The sequence below is a fragment of the Neobacillus drentensis genome, from assembly GCF_036965645.1.
Taxonomy (GTDB): Bacteria; Bacillota; Bacilli; order Bacillales; family Cytobacillaceae; genus Neobacillus; species Neobacillus drentensis_D.
Genome location: NZ_JBALPZ010000198.1, coordinates 274 through 6027, shown reverse-complemented (window position 1 = coordinate 6027; position 5754 = coordinate 274). Strand labels below are relative to the sequence as shown.

At 34.4% G+C, this 5754-nt stretch carries 7 protein-coding genes; 6 read left to right on the top strand and 1 reads right to left on the bottom strand.

Going from position 1 to position 5754, the window contains the following annotated elements:
- Nucleotides 1–353 precede the first annotated feature (353 nt).
- From V7266_RS27885 to V7266_RS27860, 6 genes are all read left to right on the top strand, one after another.
- A complete protein-coding gene (locus tag V7266_RS27885; RefSeq protein ID WP_335472474.1) occupies nt 354–617 on the top strand; it encodes a hypothetical protein in 264 nt (87 codons plus the stop codon).
- Nucleotides 618–703: 86 nt separating this feature from the next.
- Nucleotides 704–1486 (top strand): hypothetical protein, encoded by a 783-nt coding sequence (locus V7266_RS27880; protein WP_335472473.1) that lies wholly within the window; start codon nt 704–706, stop codon nt 1484–1486.
- Entirely contained in the window at nt 1483–1758 is a 276-nt protein-coding gene (locus V7266_RS27875) for a PqqD family protein (RefSeq protein WP_335472472.1), read from the top strand. Before V7266_RS27880 ends, V7266_RS27875 begins: the two co-directional genes overlap by 4 nt.
- A complete protein-coding gene (locus V7266_RS27870; protein ID WP_335472471.1) occupies nt 1748–2206 on the top strand; it encodes a signal peptidase I in 459 nt (152 codons plus the stop codon). Before V7266_RS27875 ends, V7266_RS27870 begins: the two co-directional genes overlap by 11 nt.
- Nucleotides 2207–2224: 18 nt before the next feature.
- Nucleotides 2225–4030: an ABC transporter ATP-binding protein gene (locus V7266_RS27865; protein WP_335472470.1), complete on the top strand. Its 1806-nt coding sequence runs from the start codon at nt 2225–2227 to the stop codon at nt 4028–4030.
- A 16-nt stretch (nt 4031–4046) separates the two neighbouring features.
- Nucleotides 4047–5138 (top strand): nucleotidyltransferase domain-containing protein, encoded by a 1092-nt coding sequence (locus V7266_RS27860; RefSeq protein WP_335472469.1) that lies wholly within the window; start codon nt 4047–4049, stop codon nt 5136–5138.
- 41 nt (nt 5139–5179) lie between these two features.
- Here the strand turns inward: V7266_RS27860 and V7266_RS27855 are convergent, their stop codons facing one another.
- Complete coding sequence (locus tag V7266_RS27855; protein WP_420491512.1) at nt 5180–5515, bottom strand: VanZ family protein; 336 nt, start codon at nt 5513–5515, stop codon at nt 5180–5182.
- Nucleotides 5516–5754 lie beyond the last annotated feature (239 nt).

Genomic DNA, 5754 nt, shown 5'->3' with positions numbered 1-5754 from the left:
ATACATTGCTATCACCCCTTACTGTTACATACAGATAAATTTGTATGTCTTTAAATTATATGAATTAATACATAGTTGGATTGGACGAGTTTACTAATATTTATTTAATAAGCAAGAATTTTTCTGATTTATATATTTCTAGGAATATAATAGATTTGTAATTGAAATTGATACTTATTCAATAAATTGTCGAATTTTTGTTCTTTTAATAGAACGGAGATTAGTTTATAATTTAATATAATGAAATGTACCACAAATAATATATTTATTCACCTTAAAATTTGATCAAATTATTTTTTTTGACCAAATCGTTCTTTATAGTGAACGAACAATTTAAGAGAGGAGGTGATAAAGTGACTAAAGAAAAAGTATATACAAGGCCCATTGTCTTAATTCATCAACCAATACGTTTTGAAACAGCTCAATGCTGGAATCCTGGTAAGGGTAAGCATGATCATCCTGGTACAGGAAATAATGGTATTCAATTCCCCGTAGAAACCAATCCAAACCCACAGCCATGCGGAGCTGGAACTGCTGGAAATGGAAAAAATAATGGAAATGGCAACGGCAATGGGAATATTGGAGTCGGCCAATGCAATCCAAATGTTAACCCTTAATTGACTATGATGGGAAGATAGGCGAAGAGAATATTCAGCTTACTTCCCCTCTACCATAAAAGGATTTTTATTATTAGGAGCCCAATATGAAAGTACTTCAAACAAAAATAGGTGACCATTTGATTCATATTATGTCCGAATCAGGAAATCAACATAAAATATTGCAAAATTTTCATTCTTTCGAGGATGACGAAAATCAAACCGTCGATCTAATTATTAAAATTAATGATGGTTACGGTGTTCCTTTCCAAGATTATGAAGTCGAAATTACAAAAAAAAATAATAGAGTCATCTACTCCAGAGCGGATTATTTAATCGATGTTGATTCAGAGTATAAATTTGCAACTATATCAGTGTATGATGATTTAGCATTAAAACACGCCTTAACCAATTTGTATAGTTCCTTTATTGTTCACCATAACTGGGGCTTGCTAGTCCATTCTTCATGTGTACTTGAAAATGGCAAAGCGCATCTGTTTGCTGGACATTCTGGCGCCGGAAAATCAACAGCAGCAAAACTTTCCTATCCAAGGCAACTTTTATCGGATGAAGCCTCAATTGTAAAAATTACTCCTAATCAAGTTTCTGTGTTTAATTCACCATTTCGAAGTGAATTAGAGGCGGAACCATTTGAGGGAAATGTTGAATTAGCAAGTGTTCAAATCCTTTTCCAAGCTCTTCAAAATCAACGGGTAAAAATAGAAAAATCGGATGCCCTGCTTCATTTAATGGATAAAGTGTTTTTTTGGCCGCAAAGTCAAGAGGAGCTAAAAAAAATTCTTCAGTTAATGTCACAGTTAGTTAAGCAAGTGCCAGTCTATGAGCTTCATTTTCAAAAAAATAATACATTTTGGGAGTTAATATCATGATGACTCAATATATTCAAAAGGGAAACTATGAAACAACAGAACTTGATGGCGAATTTATTATCCTAAATACGGATGAATATACTATCACGAAGTTAAATGATGTGGGTGGCTACTGCTGGTCCAGATTAAACAAAGTTCAAACGGTTGCTACACTTACAAAAAATCTAATAGAGAAGTTTTCCATCAATGAAGATGAAACACAGGTCGAAAGGGATATGGAGGAATTTTTAGAGAATCTTCTTCAATGTGGGTTGATTCAATATGCTGATTGACATTCACACTTTTACATTATTAAAAAAAACTATAAATAAGGATGGCTGGCTAGAGCTTCCCGCATCAGGAAGTAGTATGTTTCCATATATACAAAATGGAAATCTCTGCCGTTTTGTTCCATGTAAACCGTCTTTATTAAAAAAAGGCGATGTTGTTCTCTATTATTCACAAACAGGTCAATTGATTGCTCACCGATTTGTAAGAACTACAGAAGTAAAAAATCAATCGTTATTATTACTTAAGGGTGACACCAATCTCGCCTATGATCAACCGATTGAAGAGCATTGGGTACTTGGAAAATTAGTGAGCGTGCAAAAAAAACAAGTTATGATTACTACAGATCATTTAATTGTTCGCATCTGGGGGGAATTAATTCTTTCTTTTCCTTTCCTATCTGGTATTCTACGGAGCTATTTAAATAGAAAATTAAAACTACATTTTAATTAATGATGGAGTGTCCTAACCATGAAAAATCAGCTGAAATCGCTTATGATTCAATATTTCTCAATGAAGGATATCCGCAGGGTCTTTTCTTTTGTCCTGCCCTATATTCTCAAAAGATGGAAGGCATATGTTGCCATTCTCCTTTTGTTAGGAGTTGATATCTACCTAACGATAGCCTTTGCTAAGTTCTATGGAGAAATTACGGATGCTGCAATTCATGGCGGTTACAAAAAGATCTTATCCTTTATTCCCTATGGTGCACTCCTTATATTAATGAGTATTGTTTCCAGTGTATCCTATACCTTTTTTAATATGGTTGCGACCAATGGGGTAAAAATGGATTTAAAAAACCATTTTTTTAACCATATCTTAAGGTTACCCTCCGGAGAGGTATCCAATTATCGTTCTGGTGAATTAATGTCCCACTTTTCCAATGATATCCATGGTGTCGATGGAGTGGTCGGAAGCAGTCTGATTAGCCTTGTTAGATTACCGATTATTTATATTGTTGTATTTGTGTATTTAGTGAATATAAATCTAACGCTATGCTTAGTAAGCTTGATAATCGCACCGATTGCAGCAATTTCTGGTTTGATTTTTGGCTTACTACTTCGGAAAAATGGCAGATTAATTCACCGTTTAGTAGGTAATATCAATAGTCTTTTAAATGAAACGTTCCATGGATTTACTGTCATTCGCTCTTTTACACTAGAAAAGCTGCACTATAAGAAATATGCAAAACAAAATCAAGAACTATATCAATTAGAATTAGATAATGCGAAACTACAAAGCTTGTATAATACGGGTGAACAAATCATTGGTTCCATTACTTTTATTATCAACCTATCTATTGGGGCTCTTTTTGTCTCCAAAGGGGTTCTTACAGTTGGTGCGTTATTAACTTTTTTAAACCTAGTCACCCATTTATTCTATCCAATCACAGGAATGGCCAATGTTTGGGCCGGCTTTCAACGGTCAGTTGCCGCGCTTGAGAGAGTACTAGATGTTTTAGAAAAACCAGCAGACATAAAAGAACTTCCATCCTTTTCTCAAAATAGCTGTGTTAAAGGAACCATTGAATATCGAAATGTTACCTTCAGTTATGTGGAAAATAAACAGGTATTCGACCATTTTAACCTCGAAATTCCGGAAGGAAAGGTAGTTGCTTTAGTTGGTCCTAGTGGGGCTGGCAAGAGTACGTTGTTTAATCTCCTGCAAGGCTTCTATAAACCTCAATCAGGTGACATACATATTGCAGGGAAGTCCCTTCAGGAGTTATCAGCATCTGATTTAAGAAGTTCAATTGCCCTTGTTCCACAAGAGACCTTTCTTTTTTCAGGGACAGTGAAGGAAAACTTATTCATTGCTCGTCCAAACATCACTAAAAAAGAAATGGTAGAGGCAGCCATTCGGGCTGAAATCCATGACTTCATCCTGTCTTTACCTAAAGGATATGACACAGAAATTGGTGAAAATGGGATTAAGCTATCAGGGGGACAAAAACAACGGATTGCAATTGCAAGAGCGATCTTAAAAGATGCACCTATTCTTTTATTAGATGAAGCTACATCTGCTTTAGATGGGGCAACAGAGTATTACGTAAAAGAAGCTTTAGAAGAATTAATGAAAGGCCGGACTACAATCATTATTGCTCATCGTTTGTCCACCATTCAACACGCAGATATCATTATGGTTATGGACCAAGGGGAAATAGTTCAACAAGGAACTCACAATGAACTAATGAAGCAAATTGGTTTATATCGAAAACTTTATGATTCATCCTTTAGTTCAAAAAGTGAGAGTACTTTACCTTTAGTGGCAAAATAGAATGGGGGTGAGAGCAGTGAGTTTAGAGATGGTTACATTACTATATAATCAAAACACTGGCATGCCTCAAGAAGAAGAATTCTACACACGTGCGCTTTTGGATATTGAAAATGAAGGAATCTCATCTCAGGTTTTCTTTATTTTAAAGCAGCAGGGGAGACTAAAACAAACCCCTGCTTTTTTTCAAAATCGTTTAAAAGAGAACTATGAAAAAGGGCTATTCCAAAATCTTTTAATCAGAAATCAAATGAATACCATTCTAACCAATTTTGAGAGTCAGAGTATAGATGTTATCCCACTTAAGGGGGTTCATTTTGCTGAAAACTATTTTGGACATATCGGAGCTAGGGGAACCTCGGACATTGACCTATTAATTCGATTACAGGACATTAATAGAGCAATTGAAATAATCAAGGACTTAGGATTTACACTTGAAGAGGAGCAGGTACCTGGTCATTTTCATTGTAGTTTTAGTAAAACCATACCTGGTTCTACCATACCGTTAGTGGTAGAAATTCACTGGAATATAGTGAGGGAAAACACGTCTGACTTTCGAATAGATGACTTATGGGATCAATCTGTACAAGTTGGCAGCTTTAAACATCTTAAAGAGCTATCACCCAATCACTTGTTTTACATGATTTGCTTACACGGGTGGCGGCACAATTTAGATTCAACGAAATACTTTATAGACATTATTCAGTTGATCTACATTTTAGATGGACAAATTGATTATGATTACTTGTTAAAACTTGCTGCCTCGCACAAAACGCTAAAGCGGCTAAAGAGGACTTTATCAATAGTCTATCACCAGTTCCATCATTTGGATGAAGTAAAAGAGCTGCCATTTAAAATAAAACAAACCAAATGGGAGTATCAGAATATAAAAGGATTAAATCAGTACATCGATTTTATCGATTATCAATTATTCAGCTACGATACAGTTAGACATAGTTTGATTGAACTCGTAAACTTGATTTGGCCTTCAAAATATGAACTTGCTGCACAAATTGGTGAAAAACAAACAGAAAAGTCATTGTTCGGGATGTATATGACTTTATATAAAAGAAGATTAACCTCCGTGGTCAAGGTATTTTTAACACATTAACTGAGAAACCAAAAAGGATGAGCCATTTGCTCATCCTTTTATCACCTAGCCTTATGTTTTGAGGGAAATCTCTTAGTTAAAAAATATACGGAAAATATCCCTAATGAATCAATAACCAAATCGTAAAATCTGCCATCCCTACCGAAAAACAATTGGAAAAACTCGGTTATAAACGCAAAAACAAGAGCTATTCCAATCGAGTATTTATGATTTTTTATTAAGGTAAAAAGAAGAAAATCCAATATAGCAAATCCAATAAAATGTCCTGATTTTACTTTAATAAATTCAGAATGAACCAATGTAATATCATTAAAAATAAAGAATGAGGAAAAGTCAGGATAAGGTACCCATCTAAATCCGAAAGTATGCAGGTACATTAGCTTCTCGATACTTTCCGTCCATGTATTTAATAATAAAAATAGTCCCCATAAAGTAATGAATAGTAATTTTAATAAAATTGGTTCTCTTTGTGTGTGATTTTTCTCAATCCGCGGGTCACCCATTTTTCCTTCTCCTATTATATATTATTTTTATTAATCATCTAATTTTTATATTACTACTGTTCTTTATGAAGAACAACCTTTAAGATGTCCTGGTAGCAAACAAAATCCTACAA

Coding starts and splice junctions, on each gene's coding strand:
- V7266_RS27875 (WP_335472472.1), top strand. CDS start 1,483: ATGATGACTCAATATATTCAAAAGGGAAACTATGAAACAACAGAACTT.
- V7266_RS27855 (WP_420491512.1), bottom strand. CDS start 5,515: ATGTACCTGCATACTTTCGGATTTAGATGGGTACCTTATCCTGACTTT.
- V7266_RS27865 (WP_335472470.1), top strand. CDS start 2,225: ATGAAAAATCAGCTGAAATCGCTTATGATTCAATATTTCTCAATGAAG.
- V7266_RS27880 (WP_335472473.1), top strand. CDS start 704: ATGAAAGTACTTCAAACAAAAATAGGTGACCATTTGATTCATATTATG.
- V7266_RS27870 (WP_335472471.1), top strand. CDS start 1,748: ATGCTGATTGACATTCACACTTTTACATTATTAAAAAAAACTATAAAT.